At 65.1% G+C, this 17385-nt stretch carries 17 protein-coding genes; 12 read left to right on the top strand and 5 right to left on the bottom strand.

The window, feature by feature from the left end:
- Window positions 1-28: 28 nt before the first annotated feature.
- Window positions 29-547 (bottom strand): hypothetical protein, encoded by a 519-nt coding sequence (locus tag ACSC1P_RS04780; RefSeq protein WP_435358990.1) that lies wholly within the window; start codon window positions 545-547, stop codon window positions 29-31.
- Between the two features lie 173 nt (window positions 548-720).
- On the opposite strand from ACSC1P_RS04780, the gene ACSC1P_RS04785 reads away from it, so the two are divergent.
- The 8 genes from ACSC1P_RS04785 to ACSC1P_RS04820 all read left to right on the top strand — a co-directional run bounded on the left by ACSC1P_RS04785 (window position 721) and on the right by ACSC1P_RS04820 (window position 7270).
- Window positions 721-1059, top strand: coding sequence for a hypothetical protein (locus tag ACSC1P_RS04785; RefSeq protein WP_435358991.1), 339 nt, complete (start codon window positions 721-723; stop codon window positions 1057-1059).
- A gap of 39 nt (window positions 1060-1098) precedes the next feature.
- Complete coding sequence (locus tag ACSC1P_RS04790) at window positions 1099-1749, top strand: DUF7504 family protein (protein WP_435358992.1); 651 nt, start codon at window positions 1099-1101, stop codon at window positions 1747-1749.
- A 58-nt stretch (window positions 1750-1807) separates the two neighbouring features.
- Window positions 1808-3376 (top strand): glutamate-cysteine ligase family protein, encoded by a 1569-nt coding sequence (locus ACSC1P_RS04795; protein WP_435358993.1) that lies wholly within the window; start codon window positions 1808-1810, stop codon window positions 3374-3376.
- A 355-nt stretch (window positions 3377-3731) separates the two neighbouring features.
- Window positions 3732-4724 carry a 2-phospho-L-lactate transferase gene (gene cofD / locus ACSC1P_RS04800; RefSeq protein WP_435358994.1) on the top strand — a complete coding sequence of 331 codons (993 nt, stop codon included), beginning with the start codon at window positions 3732-3734 and terminating at the stop codon, window positions 4722-4724.
- Window positions 4725-4743: 19 nt separating this feature from the next.
- Window positions 4744-5502, top strand: coding sequence for a tRNA-dihydrouridine synthase (locus ACSC1P_RS04805; RefSeq protein ID WP_435358995.1), 759 nt, complete (start codon window positions 4744-4746; stop codon window positions 5500-5502).
- A gap of 80 nt (window positions 5503-5582) precedes the next feature.
- Window positions 5583-6428, top strand: coding sequence for a triphosphoribosyl-dephospho-CoA synthase (locus ACSC1P_RS04810; protein ID WP_435358996.1), 846 nt, complete (start codon window positions 5583-5585; stop codon window positions 6426-6428).
- On the top strand, window positions 6428-7054 hold the full coding sequence (locus ACSC1P_RS04815) for a DUF447 domain-containing protein (protein ID WP_435358997.1): 627 nt from the start codon (window positions 6428-6430) through the stop codon (window positions 7052-7054). Before ACSC1P_RS04810 ends, ACSC1P_RS04815 begins: the two co-directional genes overlap by 1 nt.
- Window positions 7055-7078: 24 nt before the next feature.
- Window positions 7079-7270: a 30S ribosomal protein S17e gene (locus ACSC1P_RS04820; RefSeq protein ID WP_435358998.1), complete on the top strand. Its 192-nt coding sequence runs from the start codon at window positions 7079-7081 to the stop codon at window positions 7268-7270.
- 46 nt (window positions 7271-7316) lie between these two features.
- On the opposite strand, the gene ACSC1P_RS04825 is transcribed toward ACSC1P_RS04820, so the two are convergent.
- A complete protein-coding gene (locus ACSC1P_RS04825) occupies window positions 7317-8489 on the bottom strand; it encodes a hypothetical protein (RefSeq protein ID WP_435358999.1) in 1173 nt (390 codons plus the stop codon).
- Between the two features lie 95 nt (window positions 8490-8584).
- On the opposite strand from ACSC1P_RS04825, the gene ACSC1P_RS04830 reads away from it, so the two are divergent.
- Together ACSC1P_RS04830 and ACSC1P_RS04835 are read left to right on the top strand one after the other, a co-directional pair.
- Window positions 8585-9568: an aldo/keto reductase gene (locus ACSC1P_RS04830; RefSeq protein ID WP_435359000.1), complete on the top strand. Its 984-nt coding sequence runs from the start codon at window positions 8585-8587 to the stop codon at window positions 9566-9568.
- 155 nt (window positions 9569-9723) lie between these two features.
- Window positions 9724-12270 carry a right-handed parallel beta-helix repeat-containing protein gene (locus tag ACSC1P_RS04835; RefSeq protein ID WP_435359001.1) on the top strand — a complete coding sequence of 849 codons (2547 nt, stop codon included), beginning with the start codon at window positions 9724-9726 and terminating at the stop codon, window positions 12268-12270.
- A 92-nt stretch (window positions 12271-12362) separates the two neighbouring features.
- Here ACSC1P_RS04835 and ACSC1P_RS04840 read toward each other — a convergent pair whose 3' ends face one another.
- The gene (locus ACSC1P_RS04840) at window positions 12363-12875 is read right to left on the bottom strand and encodes a hypothetical protein (protein ID WP_435359002.1); all 513 of its coding nucleotides are present in this window, start codon (window positions 12873-12875) and stop codon (window positions 12363-12365) included.
- Between the two features lie 270 nt (window positions 12876-13145).
- Here ACSC1P_RS04840 and asd point away from each other — a divergent pair, with 270 nt between their 5' ends.
- On the top strand, window positions 13146-14186 hold the full coding sequence (asd, locus tag ACSC1P_RS04845) for an aspartate-semialdehyde dehydrogenase (RefSeq protein WP_435359003.1): 1041 nt from the start codon (window positions 13146-13148) through the stop codon (window positions 14184-14186).
- A 132-nt stretch (window positions 14187-14318) separates the two neighbouring features.
- Window positions 14319-14786 (top strand): hypothetical protein, encoded by a 468-nt coding sequence (locus ACSC1P_RS04850; protein WP_435359004.1) that lies wholly within the window; start codon window positions 14319-14321, stop codon window positions 14784-14786.
- 80 nt (window positions 14787-14866) lie between these two features.
- Here ACSC1P_RS04850 and ACSC1P_RS04855 read toward each other — a convergent pair whose 3' ends face one another.
- Window positions 14867-16207: a cytochrome P450 gene (locus tag ACSC1P_RS04855; RefSeq protein ID WP_435359005.1), complete on the bottom strand. Its 1341-nt coding sequence runs from the start codon at window positions 16205-16207 to the stop codon at window positions 14867-14869.
- A 69-nt stretch (window positions 16208-16276) separates the two neighbouring features.
- Complete coding sequence (locus ACSC1P_RS04860) at window positions 16277-17245, bottom strand: D-2-hydroxyacid dehydrogenase (RefSeq protein ID WP_435359006.1); 969 nt, start codon at window positions 17243-17245, stop codon at window positions 16277-16279.
- Window positions 17246-17385 lie beyond the last annotated feature (140 nt).

The following is a 17385-nucleotide window of genomic DNA, read 5'->3' on the forward strand; positions in this document are numbered from 1 at the left end:
GACGTCGAAGCGATGCTCGACGACTGACTCACTCGACCTCCATCCACGAGCGGACGGTGTCGTAGTCCAGAATTTCGACGATTTCGTCCACTTCTTCGAGGTCTACCTCGAACGCACGTCGCAGTATTTCGTCGGCGACGTGGGCGTCGGCGGAGGCGACGGGGTTCTCGAATCGGACGGCGACACCGACGTCGCCGTCGACTTCGATGGTCATCTGTTGGTCGGCGGCGACGGCGTGGACCATCCGGCGGACGTCGCCGGAGACGTCCTGTGCGTAGTGGACGCCTTTGATGTAGTCGTATCTGCCGAGGGGGCCGTCGTACAGTCGGACGCGTGTGTGGTCTGAGACCATGGGGCGGGCGAGGTGCCCGTTGAGAAGTTTCGCGAGCCGTCGCCGACGGCCGTCGGGGGAAACGACCGCAGAATCGCTGTTTCGTTCGAGAAAGTCCCACACGACAGCGGGGGGAACGTCGAGTTCAGCGGAGCGTTGCATCACCCACTCCGTCTGGTCCGTTCCCATCCCGCCGGGGGGATGGCCGAAGCTCATACGCGAGAAAGCAATTCCCGAGGGTGAAAAAGATGTTGGCTCTAGCGCCGGTATGTTCAATACAGCAGGGTTTTCAGCCCGGGATATCCCACGTTTGTCAGAAAATGTGGTCTCCAGTGAATGAAGAGTGGTCTCCAGAAGATACTTCGGGACACACGGAGACGGGGTAGTCGATGCGTGAAGACGACTCGTTCGAACCGGCACTGCTCCGAGCGTTGCAGTATCCTGCTCGCGTCGCGATTCTGGCGACGCTCGTCGAGCATCGTGACGAATCACTGGGTGCGACGACCATCACGGCCGAGGCCGGTCTGGCTGCGAGTACGTTCCACTCGCACCGGGAGACGTTGTTGGATCTCGAACTGGTGGAGAAACACGAGGGTGATGGCTATCCCTCGTACTCACTCGCGGACACGGAGCAGGCTCGGCTCCTCGCCGACCTCGACGAGGCCCTGCAGCGGGCGTACGAGCGTCGTGACGACTTCGTCACGTCGGTCGAAGAGTTCGTCGAGTAGCAAGAACCGTTTTGCGTCTCGACCGGCAACGAGTCTGACATGGACCCAGAACGTGTCGCGTTCGAGCGACGGTTGGCCGGCGCGACGTTTCGGGATGCGGCGCAGACGGCGGATTTCTCCTCGGTCCTCGCGGAGTTCAAGCGACAGGGGTGTGGGATGCTCGTCTCGGGTACTGTCGGTGAAGCAACGCACTCGCAGGTGTTTCGCTTACTCGGTGGTGCGGCCGACGCGGACCGAAAGCGAATCGTCGTCACCGAGTCGAACCAGGCCGAAGCGAACCGGTTGCTCCCCAGCGACGTCGCCCCCGGCGACCCAGACGTACGCGTGTTGCAAGTGAGCGATTACGTCTCGCTCGATGGTCTTCGACAGGCCGTACTGGAGGCGGCCGTCGGCTTCGACACCAGAGCGGGTGGACTCGGCGCGGGCCAGTGTCGGCTGCTCGTTCCCGACCTGAAGTCGGTCGTCGACGAAGGGTCGCTCCTCGACTACGAGCCGTTCGTCAGGGCACTCGCGACCGTGATTCGGGGCGTCCGTGGGATGGGCTACTTCCACGTGCACACCGACGAGGTGCCGCCGGAGTTCGTCGAGGTGTTCGACGGCTGGATAGAGCTTCGTGAGGGGGCGACCGGTGCACAGCATCGATGGCACGTCCCGAGAGACGAGTTGACCACGAACTGGATGCGGCTGTGACGACGGACCACGAGCCGAAGGCACGGGATTCAAGAGTTCTCCACGCGGAGTGACGCCCATGCCGGACGACGACCTCGCCACCCGGGTCGAAGACGTTCTCGCGGTCGACGGAGAGACGTTCGAGGACCAGGTCATGGCGGACGCCGAGACCATCAAAGCCGAACTCGCGGCGGGGACGTTCGACAACCCGCAGGACATCGTGGGGTTCGAGTACGAGTTCTACGCCGTGGGGGACGACGACGCGGAGACAGCCGCAGCGTCGAGTCAGTACACGCTCAAGCGCGTCCCACGGCGACTACTGGAGTTCATCGGCTTCGAGAAGGAACTCGGCCTCCACAACGCGGAGATGTCGACCAGCCCGCAGCCGTTCAACCGCCACGGATTGCTCGCACAAGAGCACGAAGTACTGTCCCGACTCCGGACCGCCCTCGACTGTACGGAGTCGGAGGGGATGCGGCTCGTGAGCGACGGGATGTGGACCATCCCGCCAGAGGGTGAGACCGCACGGGAGTACCTCACCGACAGCGTGGAGGACCGCGGCGTCCGAATCGGGACGAACATGAGCGACTCCGCGCGCTACCACGCGATGGCCAACACTGAGCGCGCGACGGCGGCCGGGATGCGCCTCGACGCGCCCCACGTCGACCTCGACGCGGACACCGTCCTCCCCGAGAGCCTCATCACGTCCATCCAACCGCACTATCAGGTGTCTCACGCCGCGGACCTGCCGACGTACTTCCGGTACGCCATCCGCGTCGCGGGGCCACTACTCGCCGTCGGCGTCAACTCGCCCTTCTTCCCGCCGGACCTGTACGAGGACGGCGCGACGGCCGACGAGGTCCTTTCTGACGCGTGGATGGAACACCGCATCAGCGTGTTCGAGACCGTGCTGAACTCGAGGAACGGCACCGCCGGCAAGGTGCGGTTCCCGCGAGAAATCGACACCGTTGAGGATGCAGTCGACCGCATCGCCGAGGACGACACGCTCGTGCCGATGCCCGTCTCGACCTCCGACCGCTTCGACGACGAGTTCGCGCACTTCCGGACGAAACACGGCACGTACTGGCGGTGGGTTCGCCCGGTGTTCGACGGGCCGACGCGCTCGGCCGCGAACGCCCGCATCGAGTTCCGACCGATCTCGGCCCAGCCAACAGTCAGAGACTCTGTCGCCTTCCAGGCCGTCTTCGCTGGGCTGATGGCCAGCCTCCCGCAGGTCGAACACCCCGTCGCCGACCTCGACTGGCAACTCGCGCACGACAACTTCTACCGGGCGATGCGCGACGGCCTCGACGCCGACCTGACGTGGATTGCCAACGACGGCCACCAGACCACCGACACGGACACCATCTTCGCGGACCTCTTCGACCACGCCGAAGAAGGCCTGAAGCGTCGCGGCCTGAGCGACGACGAAGCCGCGCACTACCTCTACCCGCTCCGCACACGGGTCAGACAGCGGACGACGCCCGCCCGCTGGAAACACGAGCGAGTTCGGGAAGCGGTCGACGACGGTGCCGAGCTCGACGAGGCCATTTACTCGGCTCAGCGCGCCTACATCGACCACCAGCGCGAGACCCTGCTCGAAGGGACGTTCGCGGACTGGTTCTGGGAGGACCGGACGCAGGCCTGAGTGGAAACGGGCGGCGAAACCTGCTTTTCTGGCATCGACGGTTCCCGACCAGCCGGTCTGGCGCGCGCTGGTGAGCGTGGCCGAACGAAGGTGAGGCCCGCGAGTCGTAGTCGCGCGAGGGATGAGCCGTCTCGCCAGAGGCGAGCGGCGAATCGGATGGGGAGGTTGTGGCTGCGGTCACGTGCACCAGCATTCGAGAGTTGCCTGTCGAACCTGGCTCCTCCACGTCTACTGCCGAGCGTCACCAGGAAACCACACTGGCAAATTTCTCCCTCGGTATCGACGACGAACACAGAACACCTCAACGAACCGAGGGCCGGAACTGATTATATGCCCCACGCAGAACGGTCCCCGTATGGTGACGTTCCTCTCCGGTGGCACCGGCACGCCCAAATTACTGGACGGTGCCGCTGCCGCGTTCTCGCCAGCCGAGACGACAGTTATCGCCAACACCGGAGACGACATCGAACTCGGGGGGCTGTTCGTCTGCCCCGACATCGACACGCTCCTCTTCCAGGGTGGTGGCCTGCTCGACCGCGAGAAGTGGTGGGGAATCCGCGGTGACACGACCCGCACGCACGACGCGCTCCACGACATCGCGGACGCAGTGGGCCTCGAAACAGGGCCACAGTATCTCGACGACGAGTACCAGACCGCGGGCCGCGACCTCGCGCAGTGGCGGCGATTCTCCGGCGTCGCGGAGTTCATGGAGATCGGCGACCGTGACCGGGCGGTCCACCTGACGCGGACGAGTCTGCTCGATTCGGGCCACTCGCTCTCCGAGGTGACACGCAAGCTTGCGGAGGGCTTCGGCCTGCAACTCGACCTCCTCCCGATGACCGACGACCCAGTGTCGAGCCTCATCCACACGCCCGACGGGATGATGCACTTTCAGGAGTTCTGGGTGGGCCACGGCGGCGAACCCGACGTGACCAACGTGGAGTTCCGCGGCTCGTCGAAGGCCGAACCCGCGCCGGGTGTGCTCGACGCGCTCTCGGACACGGTGGTCATCGGGCCGTCGAATCCGGTGACGAGCATCGGGCCCATGTTGTCGATTCCCGAGTTCGGGGCCGCGTTGCGCGACACCACCGTCGTCGCCGTCTCGCCGTTCCTCGGCGACGAGGCGTTCTCCGGCCCAGCCTCCAAACTCATGTCGGCTGTCGGTGGCGAACCGAGTACGAAGGGACTCTCGGCGGCGTATCCCTTCGCCGACGCATTCGTCGTCGACGAGGACGACGAAGTCGACTTCGACGTGCCGACCGAGCGAACAGACATCCGTATCGACGACAGGAGCGACGCGGCGCGCGTTTGCGAGTCTGTCGCTCGCGCCATCGACGCGGCCGAATGAGGTCGTGGAGTGAGCAGTCGTGACTGACACATTCGAGCCCTTCGAACCACGCATCGCACTCGCCAGTCTGAGTGGCGAAGCCGACGCCGACTGGGCACGACAGGGCAGCGAGTACGCCGGACTGGCGTTTTTGGGTGGCATCGCACTCGACGACGGCTCCAGAGACGCCGCACGGAAACTGGTCGCGCGAGACCGGAACGAGTTCTTGCCCGACGACCCACTCGCGTTCGTCGACGACCAACTCGCCAGCCTCGCCGACGCACCGATTCGCGCCGGGTTCAACGTCCGGAGTGCGACGGCCGAACCCGTCGGCGAAGCGGCGGCCATCTGTGCCGACCACGACGCGATTCTCGAAGTGAACGCACACTGCCGACAGGACGAACTCTGTGCGGCAGGCTGTGGCGAAACCTTGCTGCGCGACACCGACCGACTCTGTGAGTACGTCGCCGTTGCAGCCGACGCTGGGGCGACTGTGAGCGTGAAACTCCGAGCTGAGGTGCCGGGCGTCGACCTCGTCGACACCGCCGCGAGAGTCGAAGCCGCCGGTGCGACCGTCCTCCACGTCGACGCGATGGACTCCGAGTTCGTCGTTGGTGACCTCGTCGACGCGACCGACTGCTTCGTCGTCGCGAACAACGGCGTCCGCGGGCGCGAGTCGGTCCACGAGTACCTCGACTACGGCGCGGACGCGGTCAGCGTCGGCCGGCCGAGCGACGACCCGCGAGTCATGAAGCGGGTGCGGCGAGCAGTCGACGAGTGGTTCGCGGCCGAAGTCTGAGCGAGGCTCGTTTTTCACTGCGGCCGGCGGTCCTCTCCGGTGGCGCGTCATTCTTCACGGTTCGCCGCGAACGCGCAGCCATGCGAACCGCCGCCCAGAACGCGGAACTGGCGCTCCTGCTGGAGGTCGCGGGGACGCCCAAACCGGGGAACGTCGACCGGCACCGCGACTTCGACGACCTCCGATTCGAACACTTCCTCGCGGGAGCCGTGGGGTCGAGCGAGGGGCTGCGAGCCGCCGAGCGCGGCGACCCGGTCGGCGAGGCGTTCGAGCAATCGGTCGCCGGGATGGCCGACCAGCGCGGCGGCAACACCCAGTTCGGCGCTCTCCTCTTGCTCGTCCCGCTGGTACGCGCCGCGAGCACTCGAAAACTGACCCGCGATGACGCCGCAGCCGTGGCCGAGGAGACGACAGTCGACGATGCGGCCGGGTTCTACCGCGCGTTCGACCACGTCGACGTGTTCGTCGACGACCCACCCGAGGACGCCGACGACCTCGACGCGCGACGCGGGAGCGACGCGATTCCGGCAGTCGAATCTCGAAACCTCACGCTGTACGACCTCATGACGATGAGCGCGCCCGAGGACGGAAACGCGGTCGAGTGGGCCGAAGGATTCCCTAGAAGCTTCGCGGTCGCGGACCGTATTGCGGCCGACGACGGACCGATTCCCGACCGCATCGCCGCCGCCTTCCTCGACCAACTCGCCGAGTATCCGGACTCGCTCGTGGCGAAACAGCACGGACTGGCCACAGCGGAGGAGGTGGCCGCGCGCGCCGCCGAACTGCGCGACGCCTCGGCCTCGTGCGAAGAACTCGACGCCTTCGGCGACGACCTCGTCTCGCGTGGCGTGAATCCCGGGACGACGGCGGACATCGTCGCCGCCGGGACGTTCGTCGCACTCGAACGTGACGAGGTGGTCGTCTGATGGCCCAGGATGCGGGCGACGATGTGGCAGAAACCGACGACTGGCCCGTCGACCTCACGGGCGTCACCGAGTCAGTCGTCGCCACCGAGGGACCGAACGGGAAGTGGAACCTCGCCGCACTCGGCCTGCACGCGGGCGAAGACGGCGACCCCGTCACCGCCCGGACGTGGGGCCGAACCAGAACCCGAATCAACTTCGACCGGCGCGGCGAGTGCGTCGTCCAGTTCACTCGTGACCCACTGCACTTCACCGAGGCCGCACTGGCCGTGTTCGAGCGTGACGACCCAGTGCTCGACAGCGCCGATGCGTGGGCGCGCTGTTCGGTCGAACACGTGACGACCGGTGACGACGGGACGACGGACTGGGCGGCGTGGAACCTCTTCCCCGAGGAGTCACAGGTCGTCCGCGAGTCGGTGACACCGATGAACCGCGCGACTGGTGCAGTCGTCGAGGCGACCGTCGCGGCGTCTCGACTCGACGTGCCAAACTACGACACGACGACGCTCCGACAGCGGCTCTCGTACTTCGAGGCGGTCGTCGACCGGTGTGGCGGCCCGCGCGAGCGCGAGGCCATGGCCCGCATCGGGAGCCTCACCGACTGGAAGACGGAGAACGAATGGTTTTAGGGGACGACTAGGAAACATCCGGGTATGGCAATCAAGCCCGACTACGTCAAGAAGACGGGGACCATCCTGCTGGAGCGGTACCCGAAGGCGTTCACAGAGGACTTCGACACCAACAAACAGAGCGTCCAGAAGCTCACGAACATCGAATCCAAGTCCGTCCGCAACCGCATCGCGGGCTACGTCACGCGAAAGAAGGGCGCGAACGGCGCGCAGTAAGTACGCAGCGAGTAGTTCTCTCTCCACTCGAATTCTCCGCTGACCGCTACACGTCCGAGTAGCGTGTCTTCCACGTGTCGTTCCCACCGCGGACAGCGACAGCGACACCGGAATAGCCGTTTTCGTAGTGCTCGGTCCCGACCACGACTATCGTCCGTGGGTGGCCTTCGGCGAACGACTCGGCGACGATGGCGTCGTCGAGTTGGTGTCGCCACGAGAGGTTTCCGTCTTCGTCGCCAGCGATGACGACCGTCCGGTCGTTGCCTTCCTCGGCCAGCACGGCCCAGCCGCCGTTGCCGAAGCCGAGCACGTCGTGGACATCGACGAAGTTGGGCGACGCCTCCCAGCGGGTGTCGCCGTCGCGCGTGAGCCCGCGGACACCCGACGAGATGGTCGACCCACCGGCAGCCGCGACGAAGCCGTCCGTCGTCGCGGCGACCGGTCCGAACGTTCCGGGGTCGAGTGTCCGCTGTGAGTCGAGTTCGCCGTCGGCGTCGAGGACACCGACCCACTTCTGCTGGACCGGGTCCTCCCGCGCGCCGACGACCAGTCCGCCCATGCTGGTCATCGCCACGCCCGAGACAGAGTCCGCGTCGAGAGTTGTCGGGGTCTCCCAGTCGTCCGCTCGCAGACGGGGTAAATGCCACAGCCGACCGGCCGCGCTCGCGGTGGCGACGGTGCCGACGGCGAACACCGAATCGTCCTGTGTGGCGAGGTCGGTGATGGCAGTCGTCCGTGACGGCCCGACCTGCAGGGACCAACGCCGTTCGCCGTGGTCGTAATAGCGCGCGGTGAAGGCCCGGTCGGTTTCGGGTTCCGTCTCTCGGTCGACGGCGACGACACGGCCATAGCCGGTGCCGGTGAGTGTTTGAATCAACTGCGAAGACTCGGGTTGCCGTCGTGCAGTGCGCTGGTGCCAGCGGACGCTCCCGTCTTCGTGTAGTCCGAGTAGGATTCGCTTGCCGTTGTCTTCGCCGACCACGACGAGGTCTTCACCAGCCTTCGTGACCGCCTCGAACCCACTGTTCGGTCCCTGAAACGGGAGAGAGAGTTCCAGCCCCGGAATCGTCGCGGCCCCGCCCGCGAGCAGGCCACCACCGAGCACGGCCGTGCCGAGGACTTCTCTGCGGATCCAGCCGTCGTCGTCGCTCGTGTTGACACCGATTGCTGCCTCCTGCTCGTCGTCGGGGTGCGTCTTCGTCGTCTGCCTGGAGGGCATCGATATAGCGAACCTTACGCTTCAGTTGACAAAACTCTGGCCCACGGGCTGCCGCCGTGCGAACGGTTTTTTGCGCGACCGACGAGGGTCCGACCATGAACACGAGAACGCTGGGGTCGACAGGATTCGAGGTCTCGGAAATCGGACTCGGGACGTGGCAACTCGGCGGCGGTTGGGGTGACGTCTCCGACGAAACAGCACAGGAAGTACTGGAGACGGCACTCGACGAGGGCATCAGGTTCCTCGACACGGCGGACGTTTACGGCGACGGCCGAAGCGAACAGCGCATCCAGTCGGTCCTCGCCGACCGCGACGAATCGCCGGTCGTGGCGACGAAGGCCGGCCGCCGACTCGACCCGCACGAGGCTGGCGGGTACGACTACGAACACCTCTCAGAGTTCGTCGACCGGAGCCGTGAGAACCTCGGCGTGGAGACGCTCGACCTCGTCCAGTTACACTGCCCGCCGACCGACGTGTACTACCAGCCCAGTACGTTCGAGGCACTTGCCGACCTGCGCGACGAGGGGAAAATCGACCACTACGGCGTCTCGGTCGAACGCGTCGAAGAGGCGATGAAGGCCATCGAGTATCCGGGCGTCGAGACGGTCCAGATAATCTTCAACCCGTTCCGACAGCGACCGACCGAGCGGTTCTTCGACGCCGCGTTGACCGAAGACGTAGGCGTCATCGTCCGCATTCCGCTCGCATCGGGGCTGCTCTCCGGAAACATGGAGGCCGACGCCGAGTTCCCCGAAGACGACCACCGCAACTTCAACCGCGAGGGCGAGGCGTTCGACGTGGGCGAGACGTTCGCCGGGATTCCGCTCGATGTCGGAGTGGAGGCGGCCGAAGACCTCCGGCCGGTGGTCCCCGACGACGCGACGATGGCCCAGTTCGTGCTTCGGTGGATTCTCTCGTTCGAGGCCGTCTCGACCATCATCCCGGGCACCACGTCGCCGACTCACGTCGCCGAAAACGTCGCCGCGGCCGACCTGCCCGCGCCGTCGTTCGAGGACTACGACCACGTCAAATCGGTGTACGACGAGCAGGTACGCGAATTCGTTCACCATCGCTGGTAAGTGTCGCTTCCACGAACGATGTTCACATCGTGAAATCGTATTTGGGGCGCGTTCACAGCCTGTTCAGCGCCAATTTCCGCCAACCCTAAGGTTATATAAATTTTGTTACTTTCAGCGCAGAAAGACTTTTGTCGAGGGACGTTACTCTGCATGGTATGCCAGGCGACAAACGGGCCGTCGGGGACACTCCCCGGCGAGCGTTGCTGAAGGCGATGGGCGCAGGGGCACTCTCACTCCCCATCGCGGGGTGTAGTTCGATAATCGACGACGGCGACTCGACGGCAGCACCGTCGGCGACCGAGACAGCGACTGACGATGGGACGGCGAGCGAGACGGACTCCACGGGAGGCGACGGTGATGACCCGGACGGAGACTCCGGGAGTGGGACAGTCGGCGACACGGCCGGGCTCGAACCGTGTCTGCGCTCGGAATCGAGTGACGACGAACCGATGGAAGTCGGCGGGGCTATCACGTCCGACACCACGTTCGGTGCCGAGACGAGCGAGTACACCGTCACGAACTCGCTGTCGGTCCAGGACGGCGCGACGCTGACCATCGAGCCGGGCACGCGACTCCGGTTCGCACAGGACGCAGGGCTGTCGGTGCAGCAGGACTCGGCACTGTCTGCGGTCGGGAACTGTGGCGCACCCATCGTCTTCACCGGCGAGCAGCAGTCGCGAGGCTACTGGAAAGGCATCCACGTCGACGAGGCTGACCAGACTCGCAGCGAACTCGTCTACAGCGTCGTCGAGTACGCAGGTGGGAGCGACTTCGGGTGGGCGAGCGCCGCCGCCAACGTCGCCGTGAGTCGGGGTGGACGACTCCGCATCGACAACTCCTCGATTCGTGAGAGCGCGGCGTACGGGGTCGCGTTCGGTGGAAATTCGACGGTCGACAGCTTCGAGCAGAACGTCGTGACGGCGAACGCCGACGGCGCGGGGCACGTCGCCGCGACCAGCGCGCAGTTCCTCTCGGACACGTCGACGTACACCGGGAACGACGTGGACGAGGTCCGGCTCGTCGGGAACACGCTCGGCACCAAGTACGAAGAGACGTGGGACGCTATCGACGTGCCGTACACCGTCCAGTCCGGGTCGACGGTGGAAATCGGTGGGCACCTCACCATCGACCCGGGTGCGACCCTCGAATTCGGCCAGCGGGCCGGGATGCAGGTGACCGGGGCCGGTCCCGGCGAACTCACCGCAGTCGGTATCGACCCCGATACCGAGGCGTCGAAGCCTATCACGTTCACTGGCGGACAGCAGACCCGCGGCTACTGGAAGGGCATTTCGTTCGACGAGAGCGACCGGGTTCCCAGTAAACTCCAGAACGTCGTCGTCGAGTACGGCGGCGGCGAGCAGTACGGCTGGGCGAATGCCGCAGCGAACGTCGCCACGGCCCGCGGGTCGCGGGTCGCTATCAGCAACTCGACGATTCGCGAGAGTGGTGCCTACGGATTCACGTTCGACGAGACCTCGACGGTCGACGCCTTCGTGGCGAACACCGTGTCTGCCAACGAGGAAGCCGCAGGACACGTCACGGCGAACGTCGCCCACTTCCTCTCGGACACGAGTACGTACACCGGCAACGACCACGACCACGTCTTCGTCGTCGGGAAGAAAATCGGTGAAGACCTCGAAATCACGTGGGACGCCATCGACGTGCCGTATCGCGTCCAGACGACCACGGACGTCGCAGTCAACGGGCACCTGATCATCGATCCGGGGTCGACCGTCGAGTTCGGCCAAGATGCCGCCCTGCGGACGCTCGGTTCGGGTCCGGGTCGAATCACCGCCGTCGGTATCGACCCCGAAACCGAGGAGTCGAAGCCCATCACGTTCACCGGCGAACAGCAGACCCGCGGCTACTGGCGGGGTATCAAGTTCGACGAGAGCAACCGGACCGAGAACCAGCTGAATAACGTCGTAGTCGAGTACGCAGGTGGCGAAGAGTTCGCGTGGGCACCGGAGCGTGGGAGCATCGTCGCGACCCGTGGCTCGCGAGTGCGTATCGACGGCTCGACCATCCGTGAGAGCGATTCGTACGGGGTCGTCGTCAGCGCGAACTCGCAACTCGACAGTTTCACGCGAAACACCGTCACGAGGAACGCCGACGGCCCAGCACACCTCGCCAGCAACCGGGCACACGAACTCTCCGACACGGGGACGTACACCGGCAACGACGACGACCGCGTCGTCCTGCAGGGGAACACCATCACCCGCGACGTGACGTGGGACGCACTCGATTCGCCGTACATGGTGAAGGCGAACACCCACGTCGAAATTCAGGGCCACCTGACCGTCGACCCCGGCACGACGGTCGAGTTCGGGCAGGACGCGAAGATGGCAGCCGTGGGCGAGGGCGACGGTCCCGGCGCACTGACCGCGAAGGGCTCCGCCGACGTGCCCATCACGTTCACCGGCGAGCAGAAGACGGCTGGCTACTGGTACGGGCTCGCCTTCGACGAGACGGCACGTGCGGAGAACGGACTCGAATTCGTCACCGTCGAATACGGCGGTGCCGACGCGTACTCGTGGGCAGACGACCCGGCGAACGTCTCGGTGATTCGCGGCTCGTCGCTCACCATGGAGAACTGCACTCTCAGCAACGGCAATGGGTACGCGGTCATCGCCGAAGACGGCTCGGTACTGAGCGAGACCGCGAACGACTTCGGTGGCAACGCGCTCGGCACGCAGCCCTGACCGCAGTCGGCACTCGGCTGTAGTTGCTGTCGGCACTCGGCTGTCGCTACTTTTTCGAGAATCAGTTCGACCTGTCGTCCCAGACTGCTGTATTACTCCCCGACAGATGACGACCGCGATTCGGTGCCCGCTGCTGGTTCGTCGTCTTCTCCGGGAACTGCATCCACGTCGGCGGTCGTGTCCGTGGTCGTGTCGGCGGTCGTCGCTCCGTCTTCTCCAGCCTCGATAGCGTCGGTTCCGCCTTCCACGTCGCCGTCTTCGCCATCGTCGTCACCAGCGAGTTCCGCTTCCTCGTCGTCTTCGTCCTGTAACGTCGCCGCCGTCGTCGCGGCGTCGGCGACCGTCGACGCGACCGAATTACCGGTTCGTCTACTCGCGACCGCGGCTGCAGTCCCGGCTTCGGTACTGGCCTCGGCCGCCCGCCGGACCTGCGCGAGCGAGACGAGGTGTCTGTCACAGCCAGCGATGCCGATCGTCGCGTACGACGCGCCGGAGAGGAGCAGTTCTCGGCGGTTCATCGGGAACGACCCCGACTCCTCGTCCTCGCCGCCGTCTGTGCGAAGCCGTCCGTCTCGCTCGTTCGGGTTCGGTGGTGTATGGTCCATGGGAGGTATCTCGGTCGTCGTGCCCGCGCCGTCCGGGAGAGCGATAGCAGCGTTTGCAGGTCGTGACACGCTCGACCGTACGACTGCGTGCAGTCGGTCGTGAAAACAGTTGCAAACGCTACTATAATTCGCTACCGAGGATTCGCTTGGGGCCGATAAACAAGTTCCGGCTCAGGGAGCCAACAGCCCGCAGTCGGTGCGTCCGCGGCACCTGCAACGTCTGACCCCACCCGAAGGATTTTGCCCGGGCGGGGCCGATTCCCAGCAACGATGACTGTACGCGTAGGTGTCCTCGGCGCGACCGGTGCGGTCGGCCAACGCCTCATCCAACTGCTCGAACCACACGACGACTTCGAAATCGCGGCCCTGACCGCCAGCGACGACAGCGCGGGCAAGTCCTACCGCGAGGCCGCGAAGTGGCGCGTCGACTCGCCGATTCCCGAGTCGGTCGCCGAGACGACCGTCACCGCGACCGACCCCGACGAAGTCCCCGACGACGTGGACCTGCTCTTCTCTTCGCTCCCGTCCTCGGTCGGCGAGGCGGTCGAACCCGCCTTCTGTGAGGCTGGCTACGTCGTCTCCTCGAACTCCTCGAACGCCCGGATGGCCGAGGACGTGCCGTTGGTCATCCCCGAGGTCAACGCCGACCACCTCGACCTGCTCGACGTCCAGCGCGACGAGCGCGGCTGGAACGGCGCGCTCGTGAAGAACCCCAATTGCTCGACCATCACTTTCGTCCCGACGCTCGCCGCCCTCGAAGCCGCGGGCTACGACCTCCGACGAATCCACGTCGCCACGCTGCAGGCCGTCTCCGGCGCGGGCTACGACGGCGTCACCTCGATGGAGATCATCGACAACGCCGTCCCGTACATCGGCGGCGAGGAGGACAAACTGGAGACCGAGTCCAGAAAGCTCCTCGGCGACTTCGACGGCGCGGAACTCTCGCTCAACGACTTCGAAGTCGCGGCGTCGTGTAACCGCATCCCGACGCTCGACGGCCACCTCGAAAACGTGTTCGTCGAAGGCGCAGACGATATCTCGCCCTCCGGCGCGAAGCAGGCGATGCGCGACTACCCGAGCCTCGACCTGCCGTCCTCGCCAGACCCGCTCATCCACGTGTTCGACCAGCCGGAGCGACCGCAGCCGCGTCTCGACCGGAACCTCGGGGACGGGATGGCCGTCGCCGCTGGCGGCTTCCGCGAGTCGACGTTCGGCCTCCAGTACAACTGCCTCGCACACAACACGATTCGCGGTGCGGCCGGTGCGAGCGTGCTGAACGGTGAGTTGCTGTTGTCGGAAGGCTACCTCTAAGAATCCTTTCCTGTACTGACCTGTCCTGTTACACCCCCCAGCAAAGCCCACAGTCTCAGTCAACCACGGTGGCTGAGGTGACGCCACAATACTGAAACGAATAGGACACGCTATCCAGCACCAAGAAATTGGATGGTCGAGCTCGACGTTACCGCTGGAAGAGATGAACTTGAGGACGGGCCAGATATGAACGAACCACGGAGGCGGTTCTACCTCTGGTATTCGAACACAACGGATTCAGAAGGAAGAGAAATAGAAGCCGGCCGGCTGACCCTCGCAAAGTCGATTGCTGAAACTCTCATGCACCCTGAGGGTCCTTTTTACGAATTGCAAATCGACATAAACGAGCCCTCTGAAGCCACGACCGTTACCGAGAAAGGTGGAACTTCGCTCAACGGTGTCCTCTACGATGTCCGTCGGAAACCGTACGACCATACCGAAGATGGAGAGGAATACACGTTCGTAGTAACTTCTGAGGACGCAACGGTTGAGGTCGGTACGTTAGCACTCAACGGCCAAAACTTCAGAGATAGTCTCGACCGAGCGGAACTGCCAAACGTTGGGGATGCGTGTGAGGTCAGAATTTCACTTCAGGACTGACATTTTCAATCTCGTGTGCGAGCGTGCTGAACGGTGAGTTGCTGCTGCGCGAAGGCTACCTCTGAACACAGGCTCGGCGGCTACTTCTCCCGCTCGTGCACCCGCATCTCGATAGGTGACCTCGGCCGCGTCGTGATGCTCGCCACGAGGTCGAGCGACGGGTCAGAGACCAGTTCGAGGTGGTACTCCTGCAGAATCTGGGCGAGTAGTAGCCGTGCCTCCATCATGGCGAAGCGGTCGCCGATACAGCGCCGCGGCCCGCCGCCGAACGGGAAGTAGGCGTACCGCGGCAACGCCTTCTCGAACGCGTCGGTCCAGCGGTCCGGGCGGAACGCCATCGGGTCGTCGTAGTACTCGGGGTCGCGGTGGACCGTCCACTGCGGCATCGAGATGGGCGACCCAGCGGGGATGCGGTAGCCGTCGAACTCCACGTCCTCGGTCGGTTCCCGAACGATTGCGTGGACCGGCGGGTAGAGTCGCATCGACTCTTTCACGACGCGTTCGAGATACGGCATCGCGGCGAGGTCGGCCACGGTCGGGGTGTCGCCGCCGAGCGTCTCACGAATCTCTGCGACGAGTTTCTCCTCCACGTCGGGGTGCTGTGCCAGCACGAAGAACGTGAAGGAGAGCGAGAGTGCCGTCGTCTCGTGGCCCGCGATGAAGAGCGTCATCACCTCGTCGCGGACCTGTTCCCGACTCATCGTGTTCCCGTCCTCGTCCTCGGCGGCGAGGAGGGCCGACACCACGTCGTCGCCGGGGTTCGCGCGACGTTCGTCGATGATGTCGTAGACGACCGTGTCGAGGACCGACTTCGCCGCCTGCGCGCGACGCTTGCTCGGGAGGGGCACCCAGTTCGGGACCATCGACGCCCGCAGGTTCTCGGCTTGGCCCATCACGGTTTCCAACGCGTCGGCCACGACCTCGGTTCGGTCGCTCACGTCGACGCCGAACAGCGACTGGGCGACGATTTCGCCGGTCAGTCGGAGCATGTCCTCGTGGATATCTCGAACCTGTCCCGGTCGCCACGTCGACAGCTCGTCCGCGGTCTCTGCGACCATGATGTCGGCGTAGTGCGAGAGCGCGTCGGGCCGGAACGACGGCTGGATGAGGTGGCGCTGTCGCCGCCACTGCTCGCCTTCGCTGGTGAGCAGTCCGTGGCCGACGAGCGGCGTCAGGAGCGTCTGGAAGACCTCGCCTTTGACGTACTTCTCGTTCTCCCGGACGAGCACGCGCTCGATGTGTTCGGGCGCGGTCAACAGGTAGAACGTCTGGTTCAGTACGTCGAAACTCGCGACCGGGCCGTAGGTTCGTGCCACCTTCGTCCGGAAGGAGAGCGGGTCGCGTCTGAAGTCGAGTGTACTGCCGAGTACTGGCAGACCACGGGGACCGGGCGGCTGCCAGTCCGTCGTCGGCTGAGACATGTCACTAGAGAGGTGCGCTGTGAGAAAAATCCTGCCGGCACGGTCGTGGTCGTCGTCGCAGGCAGGCGGTTACAGGTGAACCTCGTTCCGGAGTCCCTCGTACTCGCCGGTCTCGTCCACGCGCCGGACGTTCTCGGCGACGATGTCGGCCAGTCGCTCGTAGTACTCGGGCGTCAGCCCCGCGTTGTGTGGGGTAATCTGAACGTTTCCGAGCGTCCACAGGGTGTGGTCCGGCGGCAGCGGTTCCGGGTCGGTCACGTCGAGCGAGGCCCCACGAATCTCGCGCGTCTGGAGTGCGCTGACCAGCGCATCGGTGTCGACGACCGGCCCACGCGCGATGTTTACGACGACGGCCGACGACGGCATCGTCACGAACTCCTCACGACCGAGCAATCCTTCGGTCAGGTCCGTCAGGGGACACGCCAGTACGACGTACTCACTCTCGGCCAGTGCCTCGTGGAATGCCGCGCCGTCGAACCCGATGACCTCGTCCGTCGGGCCGCCTTTCTCCGGGGAGTATCGGACGCCAATCGTCTTGACGCCGAAGCCCTGCAATCGCTCGGTGACCGCCTCGCCGATTGCGCCGAGGCCGACGATGGTGACAGTCGACCCTTCCAGTTCGTACGCCTCGAACGACCGCCACTCGTTGCGTTGCTGCTGGGCGAACCCCTGGTGGAACCGCCGGGTGAACGCGAGGATGGCTCCGACGACGTGCTCACCGATGTTCGGGCCGTGGACGCCCGAGGCGTTCGTCAGCGTCACGCCCATCTCGGTGAGTCGGTCGCGCGGGAGGTGACCAGTCCCCGCGTAGGCGCAGGCGAACCAGCGCAGGTTCTCGGCGCGGTCGAGTCGGTCCTCGTGCAGTTGGTGCCCGGTCACGATTTCGGCGTCTTCGATGTACTCGCGCTCCTGTTCTGGTGTCCGCGCGAGGACTACCTCGTGCTCCGGTAGCCGCGCTCGGAGTGCCTTCGCGTACGCTTCGACCGGAATCCCGTGACAGCCCTTTCGCAGGACGAGTACGTCGGCCGTGTCGCTCATAGTTCATCATCACCGGGGACCGGCTAACTGGTTTCGAGACGTGCGGGTTCTTGCCGGTACTCTGCTGCGTCACGGCGGTAGAGGCTCGACAACCCCTCCCCCATATCCGCCATATCGCTTATCACGGGGTAACACATTGG

The sequence above is a fragment of the Haloarchaeobius caseinilyticus genome, assembly GCF_051207395.1.
Lineage (GTDB): Archaea > Halobacteriota > Halobacteria > Halobacteriales > Natrialbaceae > Haloarchaeobius.

What these genes read in the sequence shown, in the direction of transcription:
- ACSC1P_RS04790 (WP_435358992.1), top strand. Translation starts at nt 1,099, where the DNA reads ATGGACCCAGAACGTGTCGCGTTCGAGCGACGGTTGGCCGGCGCGACG.
- ACSC1P_RS04815 (WP_435358997.1), top strand. Translation starts at nt 6,428, where the DNA reads ATGGCCCAGGATGCGGGCGACGATGTGGCAGAAACCGACGACTGGCCC.
- ACSC1P_RS04785 (WP_435358991.1), top strand. Translation starts at nt 721, where the DNA reads ATGCGTGAAGACGACTCGTTCGAACCGGCACTGCTCCGAGCGTTGCAG.
- ACSC1P_RS04825 (WP_435358999.1), bottom strand. Translation starts at nt 8,489, where the DNA reads ATGCCCTCCAGGCAGACGACGAAGACGCACCCCGACGACGAGCAGGAG.
- ACSC1P_RS04855 (WP_435359005.1), bottom strand. Translation starts at nt 16,207, where the DNA reads ATGTCTCAGCCGACGACGGACTGGCAGCCGCCCGGTCCCCGTGGTCTG.
- ACSC1P_RS04820 (WP_435358998.1), top strand. Translation starts at nt 7,079, where the DNA reads ATGGCAATCAAGCCCGACTACGTCAAGAAGACGGGGACCATCCTGCTG.
- ACSC1P_RS04850 (WP_435359004.1), top strand. Translation starts at nt 14,319, where the DNA reads ATGGTCGAGCTCGACGTTACCGCTGGAAGAGATGAACTTGAGGACGGG.
- ACSC1P_RS04860 (WP_435359006.1), bottom strand. Translation starts at nt 17,245, where the DNA reads ATGAGCGACACGGCCGACGTACTCGTCCTGCGAAAGGGCTGTCACGGG.
- ACSC1P_RS04795 (WP_435358993.1), top strand. Translation starts at nt 1,808, where the DNA reads ATGCCGGACGACGACCTCGCCACCCGGGTCGAAGACGTTCTCGCGGTC.
- ACSC1P_RS04780 (WP_435358990.1), bottom strand. Translation starts at nt 547, where the DNA reads ATGAGCTTCGGCCATCCCCCCGGCGGGATGGGAACGGACCAGACGGAG.
- ACSC1P_RS04835 (WP_435359001.1), top strand. Translation starts at nt 9,724, where the DNA reads ATGCCAGGCGACAAACGGGCCGTCGGGGACACTCCCCGGCGAGCGTTG.
- ACSC1P_RS04840 (WP_435359002.1), bottom strand. Translation starts at nt 12,875, where the DNA reads ATGGACCATACACCACCGAACCCGAACGAGCGAGACGGACGGCTTCGC.
- asd (WP_435359003.1), top strand. Translation starts at nt 13,146, where the DNA reads ATGACTGTACGCGTAGGTGTCCTCGGCGCGACCGGTGCGGTCGGCCAA.
- ACSC1P_RS04810 (WP_435358996.1), top strand. Translation starts at nt 5,583, where the DNA reads ATGCGAACCGCCGCCCAGAACGCGGAACTGGCGCTCCTGCTGGAGGTC.
- cofD (WP_435358994.1), top strand. Translation starts at nt 3,732, where the DNA reads ATGGTGACGTTCCTCTCCGGTGGCACCGGCACGCCCAAATTACTGGAC.
- ACSC1P_RS04830 (WP_435359000.1), top strand. Translation starts at nt 8,585, where the DNA reads ATGAACACGAGAACGCTGGGGTCGACAGGATTCGAGGTCTCGGAAATC.